Below are 18,640 nucleotides of genomic sequence, written 5' to 3' on the forward strand. Positions count from 1 at the left end.
AGACAAATTTACCGGATTTAATCAGTTACATCGCCGCAGATGCCGTAGTCGCAATGGGTGGCTACAAAACAACTTGCGAGATTCTCTCAGTGGGTAAGCCATCAGTAGTAGTACCCAGAATTAAGCCATCACGAGAATAGTGCATTCGTGCAGAAAATTTGGCAAATTTGGGGATTTTAGCAGCAATTCAAAACGATCTGACTTTAGATATATTACTGCGATCGCTGTTACAATAACTCCAAACTCCGCAGATTTTCTAACCTAAAATTAATCTCAATGATTTGCCCAAAATTAGCCAATACATCTCTACCTTACTAGCAAAAAAAAGAGCGTGATTCCATTTTGCTATAACCTAGCTGTACAATTACTGGAATTAACGACGATTGTCAAAGCTGTTGAAGTAAAAAGTAATAAAAGTATTTATTTTATGTTTTGTTTGCCTTCTTCCAACCATCCAAATTTACAGAGGTAAAATTTTTATGAAGCGTATTATGTTTTACTGTCAACATATTTTAGGTATGGGACATCTGGTTCGCAGCCGCGAAATTGTGCGAGGTTTAACCAAAGATTTCCAAGTTTGTTTTATTAATGGTGGTGAAATAATTCAAGGATTTGAAATTCCTGCTGGTGTAGAAGTTATCAATCTGCCTACAATTAAAACCGATCTAGAATTAGCTGAACTACAAGTGGTAAATGATGCCTTTAGCCTTAGTGAAGCCAAAGAAATTAGAAAAAATCGACTTCTGGAAATTTTTAAGCAATTCCAGCCTGATATTTTAATAGTTGAGTTATTTCCTTTTGGGAGAAGACGCTTTTCTTTTGAATTAATTCCATTATTAGAATTAGCCAAATCAAATAAAGGCTCAACTAAAATAGTTTCTAGCTTGCAAGATATTGTAGTTATTAAACCAGAAAAAAAAGTAAAACACGAAGAAAAAGTATGTAATTTAATCAAGAAATATTTTGATATACTCTTGGTTCACAGCGACCCAGATTTAGTCCCATTAGAAGCAACCTTTTCTAGAGTCAATGATCTAAAGTGCCAAGTACATTACACCGGATATGTCGTGCAAGACCCACCAACAAATCTTATTTTAACTAATGAAGATCGGGGAATTATTAAATCAGACAAACCTCTGATTTTAGCTAGTGTAGGGGGTGGTAGATTTGGTCATGAATTGCTTGAATGTGTAGTTAATACAGCCCCTTTTTTGGAGAAATTATTGCCACATCAGATTCAGGTTTTTACTGGGCCATTCATCCCCAATTCAAAATTTAGCAAACTGCAAGAAATGGCAAAATCTAGTAAAAATATTTATATTCGACGCTATACTCCTTACTTGCTAAATTACATGAAAAAGGCAGACCTTTCAATAAATATGTCTGGCTATAACACCATAATGAATATTTTAACCACAGGTGTACGAGCTATGATTCTTCCCTTTACAGGTAATCAAGAGCGAGAACAAATAATTAGAGCCGAAAAGTTAAGCGACTTAGGAATAGTCAAATTTATCAATCATAATTATTTGCAACCTGATTATCTGGCTATTAATATTATTAATTATCTCAAAGAGCAACCTAATAAAATTAACTTTGATTCTGGAGGAGTTGAAAAAACTGTAAACATCTTAAGAGGATGTTTTAAAAGTCCTTTCGTCAGTAGTAAAACGTTATCGATCCCCCCAACCTCCTTTAAAAATGGAGGGGGAATATAAAAGAGTCTAAAATCACAATGAAATACTTGTTCATTCATCTTCTTAAAGGATGAATGAACAAGTGCTATATAACATTCATCGTAGTTTGAGTTGTTTTCGTCGTGGATTTTTAGCGATCGAGGCGATAATGATACCTTAACCTATCGAAGAAGTGGTGATTTACTTTAGTCCAGAACTTCTGGAGTTTATCGAGGAATTGGCTTTTTGCCTACTGGCGATAAATATGGCTTAGTCTTATTTGAAGAGACTCAGGCTTGAGAAATATTGCGTTAAACGTTGGAAATGCAACACCTTACGCCCTTGCTATCCATTTATATTTTAGCTGTTTCTGGATTTGCTGGAATTGATTTTGTAGTCTCTACTGAATTGATTGTAATACTTGAACTATGAGCCAGTATCGTTTCAAACAGTCATTTTCTGCCGATCCCAGCTTAAGCGATAAGCTTTTTGACTTGATGGAAGTCACATTTCCCGGACTCAGCAGTTTAGCAGAATGTGCAAGAAAACTAGGTGCATCCTGGGAAACAGCTTCAACTCCCTTTATTCGCTTTCATGATGATATAGCTATTACCCATGTAGGAGTGTTAGAAATTCCCATGCAAATTATGGGACAAAGGCTCACTGTCGGAGGAGTTCATGGAGTAGCTACCCGTACAGAATTTCGCCGGAGAGGGTATTACCGTGAAGTGATGGAGGAAGTGCTAGGGTATTGCGATCGCGATCGCCTTTATGAAACCCTGGTACTGACGACACCACAACCGAAGTTTTACTTACCTTTTGGCTTTCGTGTTGTCGAAGAACACATTTTTAAAGTTAAGTGTAACTCCACAGGTGGCACTGATAGCTTCAGAATACTGAATTTTACAAATATTAAAGATTACACCTTGCTACACAGACTTTTGGAAACACGCATTCCTGTCTCTAATATAGTTGGCGTAGTCAACGAAAAACCTGTGTTCTGTGTCAATGAAGGAAGTCGTCCCTTATATTATGCAGAAGATTTAGATTTAATCGCCTGTATGGAGATAGAAGATAACCGACTTCATCTTTTCGATTTAGTGACAACGCAGATATGCTCTTTAAAGAATATTCTTAGTAAGATCCCTCAACATATTGAAGAAGTGGTGATTTACTTTAGTCCAGAACTTCTGGATGTCAATGATGTGCAAGCATTCACCCATACTTTTGATGAAACTGTGCTGATGGTTCGTGGTAAATTTGCAGCAGAAGGCGAGAAATTTATGCTGCCGCGTTCTGCAAGGTGTTGAGTTACTAAAAAAGAATTGAATCATAATAGAACTGAGAGTTTCATCATCAGAATTGCTTTATGATGTATCAAACTGATCCGCCGCGATCGCCAAAAGATGTATTGCCAACCATGTACGATCTTCCTAGTGAAGACCCAGAGGAGCCTGGTTTGCCCGATCAGTTTCATTTATTGCAACCTCGTCTTTTAGACGAAACCTTTCGTCCCCCGAATTATCCAAGCGACGAGATATTTGTTGCTAGCGATCTGAATCTTTATTACGATCCGCGCCATCCACTGTGGCATAAGCGACCAGATTGGTTTGCCGTTTTAGGTGTTTCCCGCCTCTACGAACAACGGGATTTACGCTTAAGTTATGTCCTTTGGCAAGAGGGAGTTCAGCCTTTTATTGTGGTTGAGTTGCTGTCTCCAGGTACTGAAAAAGAAGACTTGGGGCAGACATTGCGGGATATCAAGCAACCACCAGGAAAATGGGAAGTATATGAGCAGATTCTGCGTGTTCCTTATTATGTAGTATTCGATCGCTATAAATATGAGTTAAGGGTATTTAAGTTAGACGGTGGTCGTTATGCTGAAATAACATTGTCAGACTCACGCTTCTGGATACCAGAACTAGAATTAGGCTTGGGTGTTTGGCAGGGACGCTATCAAGATGTAGAACAGCCCTGGTTACGGTGGTATGATTGGACAGGCTGCTGGGTATTGACTTCTACAGAACAAGAAAGTCAAAGGGCTGAACAAGAAAGTCAACGGGCTGAAAAAGAAAGTCAACGAGCTGAACAGGAAAGTCAACGGGCTGAACAAGAAAGACAACGGGCTGAACGGTTGATAGCACAATTGCGAACGCTGGGTGTTGAACCCGATTTAGATTAGCTTTTTGCCTGTTTTATAGCCCTGCAAACCACTCATAGCCTTGATCTTCCCAATAGCCTTTAGTAGGTAATAAATTGCTGACGAATGTAATTTGAGTTACCCACTTGCTTTGCTTGTAGCCCAGTTTAATTGGGGAGGCTAGGCGCATTGGCGCACCATTATCAACTGATAAGGGTTGTCCATTCTTTTGATAAGCCATGAGAGTTTGGGGATGTATGGCAGAAGCAAGATCCCAGCTTTCATAGTAGCCATCAGCAGATTTGAAGTAGACATAACGGACGTTTGACTTCGGCTGTACCAGCGCTACTAAATCTCGTAATCGCACACCTCCCCATTGAACGATCGCAGCCCAGCCTTCAACACAAACATGGCGAATTACCATTGAAGTCAAGGGCAGTTTTTGAATATCTGCCATGCTCAATTGCATTGCATTATTAACCTCACCATCAATTATTAAACGAAACTGTGCCGGATCGATTTGCGGGGTAAAATCAAAGGTATTAATCAGCAATTTATCTGCTTCTATGGCACTGACAGGAAATTCAGGTATAGGTTTTTGAGTTAGCAGAAGTGCTTCAAGACTTTGGTTTAGTGGCTCAGAGATTTGCCGCAGATTATCTGAGAACAAATTTGTTCCACAGCCACCAAGAAGAAAGCTTACCCCTGAAAGTCCAGATACTTGCAGTAACCGGCGACGGGATAGGGTACGTTTGGGAAGAATCAGACTCATAAAACCTCTACAGAAACATAGATTTCACTAATTTGACTAATTCAAGGGTTAAAGCAAAGGTAAAAGTCAATATTTCGCATTTATCTACCTTGCGATCGCCAACCTAAAAATTGTAAGTTAGTTACACACATAAAAATCCCCACGCATTTATTTTCTACTGATAACGGATATTTAATTTGTCTTAAGCGCTATTTTAAAAACATAAAAAACCCTAATTAGCTACAACTTTCAAATATGTCAGACAACAAAGAATTTTCATCCGAAAAAAGCTCTTCTGTTAAAAATGTCTTGATTATAGGTGCAGCCGGGTATATTGGCGGAGCGCTGTGTCAAAAGTTTTCTCAGACACAAGATTTTGCCGTATTGGCACTTGTACGTCCGAGTAGTGATATTGAGGGTATAAAGCCTTTCTGCAAAGAAATAATCCGCTCTCAAGAGGTAGAAATTTCCAGCAATGATGTTGCACAAGCAATTCGCAAGCATGATATTACAACAGTAATTAATGTAGCGTGGCACATGCCTCCAGAATCAAGCCAAGAAGCTCAATTCGCTTTAGACCGTATAGCATTAGAAGCCGCTTTATACGGTACTAGTGCAGTTTCGCCAGATATTCATGTAATTACAACCAGTGGGAATTTCTCTTTGATTACCGCCAATGGAGGACGAATAACAGAAATACCTCCGCCAAAAGGCTATACACTGCCCGAATATTTAGTATGTATTGACTTATTAGTGGGTGTAAATGTGTTGAAAGATGGGCTGGTAGAAGAATATATCAGCAATGGAGGTAACGCCTCGATTGTCTATCCTTCATCAGTGTATGGTTCAGCACCAACTCGTGGCAGTTTCTGGGATTTTGCCATTCAGCAGTTCATTACAGGGAAACCATACTAAGGCTATCAGCCATTTCCACCAGATTTTATGACGGCGTGGATTCATGTTGAAGATTTAGCAGACTGCTACATTGCGGTAGCGCGATTTGGCTCCAAAGGAGGACACTACCTTGCTGCACCTGAAAATTTTAGTATTAGCCAGGTGTCAAAAATGTTTGCCCAGGCTGCTCAGGTAGAATTTATTCCCCCAGTCTTTGAAAACAAAGACAAAGTTATATTTGATGATTCTCATACTAGAGAAGTACTTCAACTTCAATGGAAGTATAAAGTGGCTGATGAGATGAAAGGTTGGGTAGAGAGAATAAAAGAGTTAGGAACTTATTTTTTAAAGTAAATCAGGGGTAAATAACTAGTCAATTGTTCGATGAGCTTGATTAAAGCCATCCGTCAACGTCACCGACGAATGGCTGCTCGCTCTATTGACATCTTGATACCTGAACTTGATACCAATGACGAGACGCCTACTCCACAATATTGATTGGATAATTTATTTCTTGGAGTTCTTGAGCTAAATAAATGAATAATTAAGAGTTTAACTATTGTATAATCTGGCTTGTGAGTCAACCTTACTTTGCTCCTGAATGTAAGAATTGAAGGCGGTTGAACCATGCTGGAAATTCCTAAATATAAAATTTGGGCAAAAATCCATGAAAGTGCTAATTCACGGATCTATCGGGGAATTCGGGAACGGGATCGTTTGCCTTTAATCTTCAAGATTTTGAAGAAAGACTACCCTACACCAGAGGAAATCACACGCTATAAGCTAGAATACGAAATTACCCGCAGCTTATCATTGAAAGGTGTTATCCAGGCTTACGACTTGCAGCAATATCAAAGCACTTTTGCGATCGTTCTGGAGGACTTTGGAGGCGAATCCTTAACAAAAATTATCGCAGCAAGAAAATTTTCCTTAATCGAGTTTCTGAAGTTAGCTGTTCGGATTGCTGAGATTTTAAGTGAAATTCATAGTGCAAATATTATTCATAAGGATATTAATCCGTCAAATATTGTTTTAAATTTAGAAACACAACAAATTAAATTTATTGACTTTGGAATTTCAACTGCCCGATCGCGGGAGACATTAACTCTCAAAAATCCAACCGTATTAGAGGGAACATTAGCTTACATCTCTCCAGAGCAAACAGGCAGGATGAACCGTTCTCTCGACTACCGAACTGATTTTTATTCATTAGGTGCTACCTTCTATCAACTATTGACCCATCGGCTACCCTTTGAATCTAGTGATGCCCTGGAGTTGATTCATTACCATCTGGCTTTGGAACCTGTTCCACCAGATACGCTCGATCCAGCAATTCCGGCGATCGTTTCCGAAATTATCCTGAAACTATTAGCTAAAACAGCAGAGGATCGATATCAAAGTGCCTGGGGAATTAAAACTGATTTAGAACAGTGTCTAATTCAGCTAGAAAATACGGGACGAATCGAGCCATTTTTGTTAGCGCAACAGGATATTTCTGATAAGTTTTATATCTCGGAAAAACTTTATGGTAGAGAAAGGGAGATTGAGACATTATTAGCCGCGATCGCCAGAGTAGCAGGTAAGAGGGACGAACTGTCTTCTTCTCAAGTTGAACTGATGCTGATAGCAGGATACTCCGGTATTGGCAAGTCAGCATTGGTGCAGGAAATTTATAAACCGATTACGCAACAACGGGGCTACTTTATTTCAGGCAAATTTGACCAGTATCAGCGCAATATTCCTTACTTTGCGATCGCTCAAGCCTTTGAGTCACCGATCAAACAATTACTGACTGAAGAGGATGTACAACTGTGTCAGTGGCGAGACAACCTCTTAACTGCCCTCGGCTCAAACAGTCGCGTCATTACCCAAGTAATTCCCACAGTGGAATTAATTGTCGGCGATCAACCAGACGTACCAGTTCTACCGCCAACAGAAGCCCAAAATCGCTTTAACCAAGTCTTCCAAAATTTCATTCGCGTTTTTAGCCAGCCAGAACATCCACTCGTCATTTTTTTAGACGATCTCCAGTGGGCAGATAATGCCTCGCTGAAGCTGATTCAACTGCTAGCTACCTCTATCGAAAAACAATCATTGTTGTTAATGGGGGCATACCGAGATAACGAGGTAAATGCAGCTCATCCCCTGAACCAGATGGTAGAGGAAATTCGCCAAGCTGGAGCAGTAGTGAACCAACTTTCTCTGGCAGCATTAAGTTTACCTGATATCAATCAGCTGATTGCCGATACATTACACTGCCAACCAGAGAATTCCCTGCCCTTAGCGTCACTGGTGCAACAAAAAACTGGTGGCAATCCCTTTTTCATCAATGAATTTTTGAAATCTCTCTACACTGAAGGGCTAGTAGAATTCGATCGCCAAACAAAGAAATGGCGATGGTCGATAGAACTAATTCAAAATCGCAAAATTACCGATAACATTGTAGAGTTGATGGCAGGTAAGATTCAGAAGCTCAACGAAAAGACGCAGCAAGTGTTGCAGCTATCTGCCTGCATTGGCAACTCTTTTGATTTGGAAACCCTGGCATTTGCCGCCCAATTATCCCAACAAGAAGCCGCGCAAGCTTTGGGAGTAGCGATCGCTCAAGGGTTGATTTTGCCCATGAGTAATGCTCACAAATCTGTTGTCTTGAATGTGCCCCTTCCCGATCGCCCCCCAATAGAATACAAATTTGCTCACGATCGCATTCAGCAAGCAGCTTATTCTCTCCTTCCGAAAGCCCAGCAAAGCAATACTCATTGGCAAGTGGGGCAATGTTTGTTGCAAATGACTCCCTCCGAAAAGTTAGCAGACAAGATTTTTGAGATCGCCAACCAGTTGAACTTGGGCAGAAAACTGATAAAAACTCAATCCGAGCAGGATAATTTGTCCCGGTTAAACCTGATGGCAGGGGAAAAAGCTAAGGCATCAGCCGCTTATGAAGCTGCCTGGCAATATTTGCAAACTGGTTTGGAGCTGCTGACAACAAATAGCTGGCAAACAAACTATGAACTGACCCTTACCCTGTATAGCGCCACAGCAGAAGCAGCCTATCTTAGCGGTAATATCGAGCAAGTAGAGCCACTGTTCCAACAGGTACTAGATCGTGCCAGAACCCTATTAGATAGCTTAAAAGTCTACGATGTCAAGATCCAAACTTGTGTTGCTCAAAGTAAATTGCTAGAGGCAATTCAAATTGCTTTACAGCTACTTCAGCAATTAGGGGTTCACCTTCCCCTCCAGCCAACCTCTGAGAATGTTCAACAAGCGCTCTCGGAAACTGCTTCAAAATTAGCAAACAGACGCATTGAAGATTTAGTAAACCTGCCAATGATGTCTGAGCCAGAGATGCTGGCGGCAATGCAGCTTTTGACAAGTATCTGTGCATCAGCTTATTTGGCAGTACCTCCCCTATTTGTGCTGATTGTACTTAAAATGGTGGATTTGCTGGTTGAGTACGGAAATATGATGTTGGCTCCCTTTGCCTATGCCGCCTATGGGATTATTCTCTGTGGAGTTGTATTTGAGATTGAAGCAGGGTATCAATTTGGTCAACTGGCGTTACGTCTGCTGGATCAGCTAGATGCGAAACCCATTCAAGCCAGAACCTTATTCGCAGTTAGCAACCAGATTAGTGTTTGGAAAACACATCTAAGAGAAAGCCTCAAGCCACTCCAAGATTGCTATCAGCTTGGTGTCGATCAAGGCGATTTAGAGTTTGCTGGCTACGCTGCTATGCATTTCTGTGGTTATTCATTTGCAGTAGGTCAACCCTTGCCTGAACTACAACTACACCTGACGAATTATGCCCAGGCAGTGAAACAAATCAAGCACTCATCTGGCATTCATTTTATAGAGATTTGCGGGCAAACTGTTTTGAACTTAATTCAAGAGGTTCCCGATCCTGGTATTTTATCGGGTCAAGTTTATGATGAAGCAACCCGGCTACCTCAAATGCAACAAACGAATTTTCACGGAGGTTTGTTCTATTTTTACCTGAATAAATTATTTCTGTGTTACCTGTTTGACAATGCAAATCAGGCGATGTCTGCGACGGGCTACGCTTACGCAAATGCTGTCCTCGCACAAGAGTATTTGCCAGCTATGACCGGAGCCGCATTGGTTGCCATCTTTCGGTTCTATGATTCTCTGTCCCGACTGGCAGTGTATTCAGACACAAATGCCTTGAAACAGTCAGAGTTGCTTCAGCGGGTAGCAGAAAATCAGGCAAAAATGCAAAATTGGGCACACCATGCCCCGATGAACTATCTACACAAGTGGCACTTGGTAGAAGCAGAACGGTATCGGGTGTTGGATCGAGCGGTGGAAGCAATGGATGCCTACGATCGCGCCATTAACCTGGCCAGAGAAAATGAATACCTCCAAGAAGAGGCGCTAGCCAACGAACTAGCAGCAAAATTTTATCTGGCAAACAACCGGATGACAATTGCCAAAGCCTATCTGCAAGAGGCAAGGTACGGGTACCTGCGCTGGGGAGCAACTGCTAAAGTCCAAGATTTAGAAAGACGCTATCCCCAACTGCTAGAACTGCGATCGCAAAGAATCGGAACACGTCAACTTGACACCACACAATCGACTTCAAGTAAGTTAGAAATACTGGATTTAGAAACGGTGTTGAAAGCCTCCCAAGCGATCGCCAGTGAAATTCTCTTAGATAAACTCCTGGCAAAACTGATGACCATTCTGATTGAGAATGCCGGAGCGCAAATGGGTTATCTGATTTTACCAACAGAAGATGAATGGCGGGTTGAGGCGATGGGGTCGATTGGCAATGAAACAGTAGCCGTTTTGCAATCCATTCCCCTGGAATCGACATCAGCAGATAGCACTCCTTACTTGCCGACTGGACTGATTAATTACGTGATTCGCACGCAAGAAAGTGTTATCCTCAACAACGCTGCTCAATTGGGCAACTTTCAATTTGAACCCTGGATTGTTCAGCACCAATCGAAGTCAATTCTTTGTGCTACTCTTTTGAACCAGGGAAAACTAACTGGAATTGTCCTTTTAGAAAATAATCTCACCACCAGCGCCTTTACCCCAGAACGAATTGAAATCTTTAGTTTACTTTCTACTCAGGCAGCTATTTCCATTGACAATGCCCGTTTGTTGAAGCAGCAGGCAGAACTAAATGAATCCTTACGGGCTGAAATTGCCGAACGCCAACGAGCCGAGAAAGACCGCGATCGCCTAATTACCATCCTAGAAGCATCCACCGATCATATTGGCATGGCCACTCCCCAAGGCAATGTTTTTTGGAATAACACTCAAGCCAGAAAATTGGCAGGCATACCACTGGATACAGATATAACTACCATGACCATCCCCAACTACCATCCCCAGTGGGCATTAGAGATTATCCAAAATCAAGGCATTCCGGCAGCTATCCAAAATGGAATCTGGGTTGGTGAAACCGCCTTGTTAAGCAGTGATGGTAGAGAAATTCCGGTTTCCCAAATGATCCTTGCTCACAAAGCCACAGATGGCAGTCTGGAATATTTTTCTACAATCATGCGCGATATCAGCGCCCTGAAAGCCATAGAGGCAGAAGTCCGTCAACTCAATGCTGAATTGGAAGAACGAGTGATCCAGCGAACTGCCGAATTACAAGCTGCTAACAAAGCGTTGAAGGCTTTTTCTTACTCTGTTTCTCATGATTTACGGGCACCGCTACGGGCGATCGTTGGCTTTGCGAGAATGATCCAAGAAGACTACGGTAAGCAACTCGATGCCGAAGGCAATCGTTATCTAAAAATTGTGCGGGATAATGCCAAACGCATGGGTGAGTTGATTGACGATTTGTTGAACCTATCCCGCCTAGATCGTAAGGAAATGACTCGGCAGCCCGTCTTGCCAAATGAGATAATTCAACAATTGCTGAGTGATTTAGCCTCAGATTTAAAGGATCGTCAGATTGAATTTGCGATCGCCGATTTACCTATATGTCAGGCTGACCCTTCACTGCTCAAACAAGTCTGGATAAATCTGTTATCGAATGCAATTAAATACACCCGCTACAAATCCCCTGCTTACATTCAAGTGGGCTATGAGGTTATGGATGGGGAAGGAGTATATTTCATTAAAGACAATGGAGCAGGATTTAATATGCAGTATGCCAATAATCTGTTTGGAGTATTCCAACGTCTGCACCGCGAACAAGAGTTTACAGGTACGGGGATTGGACTAGCGATCGTGCAGCGCATTATTCAACGCCACGGTGGGCGCATCTGGGCAGAAGCAGCGATCGATCGAGGCGCAACCTTTTATTTCACCCTTTAAGGGTAAATATAACCCATGAGTGACCAACCCATCGATCGGCCCAATGGCCCATCTTTAGAGCAACCAATTTCTATTGTGTTAGTTGAAGATAATTCTACTGATGCCGAGCTAACTATCAGAGCATTGCGTCGCGGTAGAATTGGCAATAATATTCAACTACTTGAAGATGGAGCCGAAGCTTTAGATTTTCTCTTTTGTCGGGGAGAGTACGCCCACCGTAGCATGACGAATCAACCCAAAGTCATTTTGCTAGATTTGAAACTGCCAAGGATAAGTGGATTAGAAGTTTTACGCCAACTCAAGTCCGATCCACGTACACAAATGATTCCAGTTGTGGTGCTGACCTCTTCTGCTGAAGATCGGGATATGATCGAGAGTTACCAGCTTGGGGTGAATAGCTACATCGTCAAACCTGTCGATTTTGAACAATTTAACCAAGCAGTCCAGCAGCTTGGTTTTTATTGGATTTTGTTTAATCAATTACCAGTTTTGTAAAAGGGATTGAAGATTGCGAACCCCGTTCATCCACCTTTGAACTTCGTTCATTATAACTCATATCATGTCCGCTTAATCACTTATTAAACCCGAAGAACCCCACCCCGCCAAAGCTGTGCTTTGTCTCCCTGCCCCTAATCCCCAGAGGGGGCCCCGAGTTCCCCGCTTGCCTACGGTGTACACACAAGTGTTGGTGCAGTGTATCTATGCCGCCTCGGAATAAATTCCGAGTCTCATAACGAAAGTCTTCTAAAAGAAGACTAAACTAAATTTCTTGTTTAGTCCTCTTTTAGAGGACTTTGGCTTATCAGCCCGGAACTTTAGTTCAGGGCGGGATATTTGCTCAGTGTGGGATTTTCACTTGAACAGAAATATTGGGTGGGTAAGATTTTTAAAGATGTGTGTACACCGTAGCCCCGCTTGCGGGGAGGAGTTGGGGGTGGGGTGCAATGACTATGGGAATCGTAACTAATTATGCGGACATGATATCATACCCTACTGTCGCCAGCTAAACTCCTTCAGCGCTGCTACCAATTTTTCAATATGTGCTGCTTCATGAGTTGCCATCACGGATATTCTGATTCGACTTGTGGGGACTGTGGGGGGACGAATTGCTGGGGCAAAAATGCCAGCATCTCTTAGCTGTTTTCCAGCTTTGAGCGCATCTGTAGCACTGGGCAATTGAAAACATAATATAGGTGATTCAGAAGGCAGCAATTTCAGGTTAGGTAACTGTTGCAGCAAAGTTTTCAAGTAATGTATATTCCTCCACAATTGGGCGCGGCGTTGCGGTTCTTGTTGCACTATTTTGATTGCTGCTAAGGCTGCGGCTGTATCAGCAGGTGAAAGCCCAGTGGTATAAATCCAACTGGGTGCGCGGTTCCGTAAGAAATCAATTAGGGCGCTACTTCCTGCTAGATACCCGCCTAAACTACCTAAAGCTTTACTCAAAGTGCCAACTTGAATTAACTGCTTTCCCGTACATCCAAAATGTTCGACGCACCCAGCGCCAGTTTTTCCTAGTACCCCAGTGGCATGAGCTTCATCGACTAACAGCATACAGCTAAATTCATCAGCGATCGCCAACAGTGCAGGCAACGGACATAAATCGCCATCCATGCTGAAAACGCTATCAGTAAGAATCAAACAGCGTCGGTAGTTTTGTCGCTGTTGACTCAACTGAGTTTTCAATACTGCCAGATCGCAGTGTGGATATTCCACCACTGCTGCACCGCTAAGAATCGCTCCATTTTTCAGACTGGAATGATTGTACTGGTCAGAAAATATTAAATCGCGCTTGCCCACAAGGGCGGTAATTGCACCCAAATTTGCTAGATACCCGGAACTAAATACCAAAGCATCTTCTGTTTGTTTGGTAGATGCGATCGCCTCTTCTAACTCCCTGTGTAACTCTCGATGCCCACTGAGTAATCTCGAACCAGTACTACCAGTTCCAAATTCAGCGATCGCAGCAGTTGCAGCTGTTATCAACCGCTCATCTCCAGCCAATCCCAAATAATCATTGCTGGCAAAATTAATTACCTCTTGCCCAGCTAAAACCACCGTTGCACCCGAACGACCATCAATCGGTTGTACTGAGCGATACCAGTCCGCCCGATGAATTGTTGCTAAGGACTTTTCTAGCCAAGCATAAGGATCGCGTCGCTTCGCTCCGAATTCAAAATTCAAAATTCAAAATTCAAAATTAAAGAACTTCTGCCTCCAGCATAGCTGCCTTCTGCCTCCTCTTTCCCAATGACCCTTCGGGTTCGCAGTTGCTCATGGGGGAAACCCCCTTGGCGCTAGCCTCTCCCTTTGGGAGAAGACCGCACTGGCTCACCAATGACAAATGACAAATGACAATTAAACTTGTTCGCTACTGAGATGAGCGATCGCTTGTTTAATCCAGTCTTCGACATAGGCATCTTTGGGTAGTCCGATGTCTTCGCTGACCACATGCAGGGCGTGACTGACCTCATGAGCAGTATATCCCAAGGCGAAAAGAGTCATTTGCACTTCTTCGAGAATTCCTGGGGCTGGCCCGCCTGTGGCGACGAAGAACCCGGCTGATTTGCGCCACTCGACTAATTTGCTTTTCAGTTCCAAACAGATGCGTTCGGCGATTTTTTTACCGACACCGGGAGCCTGAATGAGGATTTGTGTATTGCCAGCGATAATTGCTTGGACTAAATCTGGTAGTTCCAGAGTGTCCAAAAGGGCGATCGCTAAGGCCGCACCAATACCTGTGACAGTCAGCAAGTGGCGAAATAAATCGCGTTCGGCTGGGGAAGCAAAGCCATAAAGAAAGGGCACTTCTTCACGAATTTGCAAATGAGTAAAAATTTGCGTTACTCCTCCCGATTCTGGTAACTGGTTTGCTAGGCGTTGGGGAACTTGCAAATCATACCCCAAGCCATTCACTTCCAGAGTCAGAATCACGCGATTAGCGCCAATTGTTTGGATACCAGCGACTATACCTTTTAAATAACTAATCATTACAAGAGACCAAAATAATTTAAGCCTTCGATAATTCCACCTGCACAAAATCCTTTTGCCAGGTAGTGATAGTCTGCGGGATGCTCATTGTGCCATTGGAGTAACTCTTTTCGGGCATTCCCCACAATGATTCCCCGTTCGTTGCCTACAGCAAATAAAGCAATATCATTACCCGAATCACCACAGACAACTGTTTGTTCTGCTGCAAATTTCCACTTCTGGCGCAAAAACTGCATTGCTTGACCTTTATCGCTGGTCAGGGGTACAATGTCAAGGTCTATTCCGCTACTGTAGATTAACTTTACATTTAATTTAGCTTTTTGCAACTCAGCTTCAAGTTGTGGTAGAACATTCGCAGATACTTCTTGTTCTAAAAAACAACTCACTTTGAAGGGACGCTGTTCTGAATCTGGTTGCCGAACTAACTGAGGATATTTTTTTGTAATAGATAATACAGTTTCCCGTTCCCATCCTGGAGAGAGGATTTCTGACCAATCTGAGTCTGGAGTATCAGTACCATTAAGGTAAATTTCTGTACCCACAGATAGGACGAGGGCATCGGGTTGCAAAAGATTTTTTTGAGCTTGGAGTTCTTTGTAAAGTACAGGCGATCGCCCGGTAGAATAAACGATTTTAGTACCGTATTCTTGGCGATGTCTCTCCAACAGTTGATTTAGTTCTGGTAAAGCGCTGTCATCACCGACGGTGCGATACACGAGGGTGTCATCTAAATCGGTTACAAACAGAAATGGTTTCATGATTAATACCTCTTGCAAAATCTCGTTATTCTACCGCGTGAAGGGGCTTTTGCAAGAGATTTCTTTGTTGAAAACAAAATATTGTATCAGACAGTAAATTAGAGGATTAATGCTTAACTAAACTGTATTCTATGTAAAGCTCAGGATATGTATAACAAAACTACATCACCACACTTAGCTGCTTCTTGAAAGAACTCTACCACGTAGATATAGTAATCAGTTATGTACTCTAGTGCTTCCTTTCCTTCTTGCCATATATGTGGATAAACGTCTGCTGTCAAAAGTGCTGAAGGATCGAAGCGGGCTTCCAGATCGGTCTTGGAAATCTTGCTTAATTCTTTTGCTACTTCTTGTACTTCTTGAGGTGAGAGGAAGCGGGCTGGGCCAAAATCAAAATCTGGGTTTTCTGGATCGCCTAGTGGAGTACCGCCCATGACAACATTTGTTAAAGGCGGATCGTTTGGGAGTGCCGATCCAGTAAGTAAAAAATGGAGACCATGCCATGTCTTGTCAATATTGAGATAGCGCCCATCTGATTCAGATGCCTCGTCATCAGAGAATAAAAAGGTAACAATAGACTCTGGATTATTTTGTAATTCAGTAAGTCGATTGGGTGTGATACGTCTATAGTGTCCTATCATTCCCATATTATTTCTTACAAGATTAGGCTATTATTTTTTAGCTTCTAATAATATAGTCTTCCGATTTCCGATTTCACTGGTTCATTATCTCGTTCCCAAGCGGCGCTTGGGAACGAGTCAAGCCTCATCAAACCAAGTTTTTTAGGACTTGTGTGTACACCCTAGCTTCTTAAGATATCTGTTATATTTCAGGTAAAAAATAGATTTATAAGTCCATTACAATGATTGTTGCAAATGCTTAAACCTTTCTTATACATGGAAGAACATTAGCTGCAAAGTATTAAGCCTTTCCAAAAAATAATTATACATAAGCTGCAAATGCTTAAACCTTTCTTATACATGGAAGAACATTAGCTGCAAAGTATTAAGCCTTTGCAAAAAATAATTATACATTAACTGCAAATACTTAAACCTTTCTTATACATGGAAGAACATTAGCTGCAAACGCTCAAATTTTGACAACTAATGTTTAAATTTGAGCGATGTCGAAAGAGACTTAGCACCAAAAAACAATGTAGAGACTTAGTACTACGTCTCTTTGGCTTAATCGACTACGATACAATCAATTTAACCACCTCTACTGCCTGTGCTCGTGGTCAACACCTCTTCACAACATTCGACTCCAACTGATTCTCCCTCCGACATTCCGCCTCTTGAGAGTGGCGATCGCCTCATTCGTCCAGAGTTTGAGCGTCGCTATAATGCCATGCCCAACCTTAAGAAAGCCGAATTGATTGAAGGAGTCGTTTACGTGGGATCGCCTTTGCGTTTTGAACCACATGCCGAACCGCATGGTAATTTAATGATTTGGCTGGGAAATTATAAAGTAGCCACACCTGGTGTCAGATTGGGCGATAATCCAACTGTGCGGCTAGATTTAGATAATGAACCTCAACCTGATGCAATTTTGTTAATCGATGCAGCGTGTGGCGGATCGTCTCATCTAAGTACTGATGGATACGTGGAAGGTGCGCCAGAATTAGTAGCAGAAGTTGCCGCCAGCAGTGCTAGCAAAGATTTGTATGATAAAAAACGTGCCTATCGTCGCAATGGCATTCAGGAATATATTGTTTGGCAGGTTTTTGATAGCACTGTTAGTTGGTTCAGCTTGCAAAATGGTGAATACGTAGCACTGATCCCAAATGCGTTAGGGATAATTCAAAGTCAAGTGTTTCCGGGATTGTGGCTTGATGTATCAGCATTAGTTGCAGGAAATATGCAACAAGTTTTGGCAGTGTTGCAAAAAGGGCTAAGTTCAGTAGAGCATCAGATGTTTATTCAGCAGATAAGTATTTAAAACCCTTTTAAAGATGCGAAATTGCATTTCGTGCTATTGTCTAAAATCCTATTTCTCAAAAAAGAATATAATCTTCTCAAAGCTAGGTGAGCAAATTCTTTGGTTGCGTTAATGTTAAGACTGGCGGTAAATGTGCTTTTGTTGCCGACGCTGCTATACTAGTGAAATTGTTACATTAATGCTTGAACACAATATTATAGTCGTTGGAACATCAGCAGGTGGAGTTGAGGCGCTGACTTATCTAGTCAAGCATTTGCCGCCCGATCTCAATGCTGCTGTAATTATAGTCCTTCATATATCAAGTCACAGCAAGAGTCTTCTGCCACAAATATTAAGTCGTGCTGGCAAGTTGCCAGTGTTTCACGCTCAGGACGGCGAAGCTATTGTTCCTGGTGGGATTTATGTCGCTTTGCCTGACCACCATTTACTGGTAGAAAAAGGATATTTGCGTTTGACGCGGGGTGCAAAAGAAAACCGTTGTCGTCCTGCTATCGATCCATTGTTTCGCAGTGCAGCGCGAACTTATGGGCAGCGAGTGATTGCTGTGCTATTAACAGGTCTGCTTGACGACGGCACGGCGGGACTAATGGCTGTAAAAATGCGGCGTGGTGTGGCAATTGTCCAAAATCCTGACGATGCTTTGTATCCTGATATGCCACGTAATGCGATCGAGAACGTAAAAGATATTGACCATATTCTGCCACTTTCAGATATTCCTTCTACTTTAGTAGCTCTAGTTAATACGGCAATGGAAATACAACCGGAAAACCCAGTACCTAACGAGATGGAGTTTGAATCTAAAATAGTGCAATTGGATTTGGAAGCAATAGAAAACGAAAGCAATCGACCTGGTAAACCATCAACCTTTGGCTGTCCTGACTGCGGCGGTATCCTCTGGGAACTCGAAGAGGGAAATTTGTTGCGCTTTCGCTGCCGCACGGGTCATGCTTATTCCGCAGAAACTTTGCTGGCTACGCAGTCTGATAAGCTGGAGGATGCACTATGGATCGCTTTGAGGGCATTGGAAGAGAAAGCTTCTTTATCACATCGTATGGCTTCAAGGATGGAGGCTCGCAATCAAACCTTGGCGGCACGATTCAAAGAGGAGGCACACTCTGCCAAGGAGTCCTCTGCCATTATTCGAGAAGTACTTTTGAAGGTCAATCCAAACACAGATGTTGATTGAAGGTTA

15 protein-coding genes are annotated in these 18,640 nt (G+C 42.3%); 10 read left to right on the forward strand and 5 right to left on the reverse strand.

Annotation, left to right across the window (positions count from 1 at the left end; all coding sequences use genetic code 11):
• Positions 1–53 precede the first annotated feature (53 nt).
• The 4 genes from RM368_RS38665 to RM368_RS01280 all read left to right on the forward strand — a co-directional run bounded on the left by RM368_RS38665 (position 54) and on the right by RM368_RS01280 (position 3,858).
• The gene (locus tag RM368_RS38665) at positions 54–140 is read left to right on the forward strand and encodes a hypothetical protein (protein ID WP_416212206.1); all 87 of its coding nucleotides are present in this window, start codon (positions 54–56) and stop codon (positions 138–140) included.
• 339 nt (positions 141–479) lie between these two features.
• Entirely contained in the window at positions 480–1,718 is a 1,239-nt protein-coding gene (locus tag RM368_RS01270) for a glycosyltransferase family protein (protein ID WP_322692361.1), read from the forward strand.
• Positions 1,719–2,104: 386 nt separating this feature from the next.
• Positions 2,105–2,986 carry a GNAT family N-acetyltransferase gene (locus RM368_RS01275; protein ID WP_322692362.1) on the forward strand — a complete coding sequence of 294 codons (882 nt, stop codon included), beginning with the start codon at positions 2,105–2,107 and terminating at the stop codon, positions 2,984–2,986.
• Positions 2,987–3,048: 62 nt separating this feature from the next.
• Positions 3,049–3,858, forward strand: a complete 810-nt coding sequence (locus RM368_RS01280) for a Uma2 family endonuclease (protein ID WP_322692493.1) — start codon at positions 3,049–3,051, stop codon at positions 3,856–3,858.
• 13 nt (positions 3,859–3,871) lie between these two features.
• On the opposite strand, the gene RM368_RS01285 is transcribed toward RM368_RS01280, so the two are convergent.
• Positions 3,872–4,588: a molybdopterin-dependent oxidoreductase gene (locus RM368_RS01285; protein WP_322692363.1), complete on the reverse strand. Its 717-nt coding sequence runs from the start codon at positions 4,586–4,588 to the stop codon at positions 3,872–3,874.
• Between the two features lie 234 nt (positions 4,589–4,822).
• On the opposite strand from RM368_RS01285, the gene RM368_RS01290 reads away from it, so the two are divergent.
• The 4 genes from RM368_RS01290 to RM368_RS01305 all read left to right on the forward strand — a co-directional run bounded on the left by RM368_RS01290 (position 4,823) and on the right by RM368_RS01305 (position 12,256).
• Positions 4,823–5,482, forward strand: coding sequence for an NAD-dependent epimerase/dehydratase family protein (locus RM368_RS01290; protein WP_322692364.1), 660 nt, complete (start codon positions 4,823–4,825; stop codon positions 5,480–5,482).
• A 27-nt stretch (positions 5,483–5,509) separates the two neighbouring features.
• Positions 5,510–5,815, forward strand: a complete 306-nt coding sequence (locus RM368_RS01295; RefSeq protein ID WP_322692365.1) for a hypothetical protein — start codon at positions 5,510–5,512, stop codon at positions 5,813–5,815.
• A gap of 273 nt (positions 5,816–6,088) precedes the next feature.
• Complete coding sequence (locus tag RM368_RS01300; RefSeq protein ID WP_322692366.1) at positions 6,089–11,761, forward strand: AAA family ATPase; 5,673 nt, start codon at positions 6,089–6,091, stop codon at positions 11,759–11,761.
• 15 nt (positions 11,762–11,776) lie between these two features.
• Positions 11,777–12,256 carry a response regulator gene (locus RM368_RS01305; RefSeq protein WP_322692367.1) on the forward strand — a complete coding sequence of 160 codons (480 nt, stop codon included), beginning with the start codon at positions 11,777–11,779 and terminating at the stop codon, positions 12,254–12,256.
• Positions 12,257–12,751: 495 nt separating this feature from the next.
• On the opposite strand, the gene bioF is transcribed toward RM368_RS01305, so the two are convergent.
• The 4 genes from bioF to RM368_RS01325 form a co-directional block, all read right to left on the reverse strand.
• Positions 12,752–13,945 (reverse strand): 8-amino-7-oxononanoate synthase, encoded by a 1,194-nt coding sequence (bioF, locus tag RM368_RS01310; protein ID WP_322692368.1) that lies wholly within the window; start codon positions 13,943–13,945, stop codon positions 12,752–12,754.
• Between the two features lie 174 nt (positions 13,946–14,119).
• A complete protein-coding gene (ruvA, locus tag RM368_RS01315; RefSeq protein ID WP_099101282.1) occupies positions 14,120–14,752 on the reverse strand; it encodes a Holliday junction branch migration protein RuvA in 633 nt (210 codons plus the stop codon).
• Complete coding sequence (locus tag RM368_RS01320; protein ID WP_322692369.1) at positions 14,752–15,510, reverse strand: sucrose-phosphate phosphatase; 759 nt, start codon at positions 15,508–15,510, stop codon at positions 14,752–14,754. The genes ruvA and RM368_RS01320 overlap by 1 nt, the downstream gene beginning before the upstream one ends.
• A gap of 140 nt (positions 15,511–15,650) precedes the next feature.
• Positions 15,651–16,151 carry a YfbM family protein gene (locus RM368_RS01325; protein ID WP_322692370.1) on the reverse strand — a complete coding sequence of 167 codons (501 nt, stop codon included), beginning with the start codon at positions 16,149–16,151 and terminating at the stop codon, positions 15,651–15,653.
• Positions 16,152–16,743: 592 nt separating this feature from the next.
• On the opposite strand from RM368_RS01325, the gene RM368_RS01330 reads away from it, so the two are divergent.
• Entirely contained in the window at positions 16,744–17,448 is a 705-nt protein-coding gene (locus RM368_RS01330) for a Uma2 family endonuclease (RefSeq protein WP_322692371.1), read from the forward strand.
• 178 nt (positions 17,449–17,626) lie between these two features.
• The gene (locus RM368_RS01335) at positions 17,627–18,634 is read left to right on the forward strand and encodes a chemotaxis protein CheB (protein ID WP_322692372.1); all 1,008 of its coding nucleotides are present in this window, start codon (positions 17,627–17,629) and stop codon (positions 18,632–18,634) included.
• Positions 18,635–18,640 lie beyond the last annotated feature (6 nt).

Origin of the sequence: Nostoc sp. DedSLP03 (assembly GCF_034530815.1) — a bacterium.
Taxonomy (GTDB): domain Bacteria; phylum Cyanobacteriota; class Cyanobacteriia; order Cyanobacteriales; family Nostocaceae; genus Nostoc.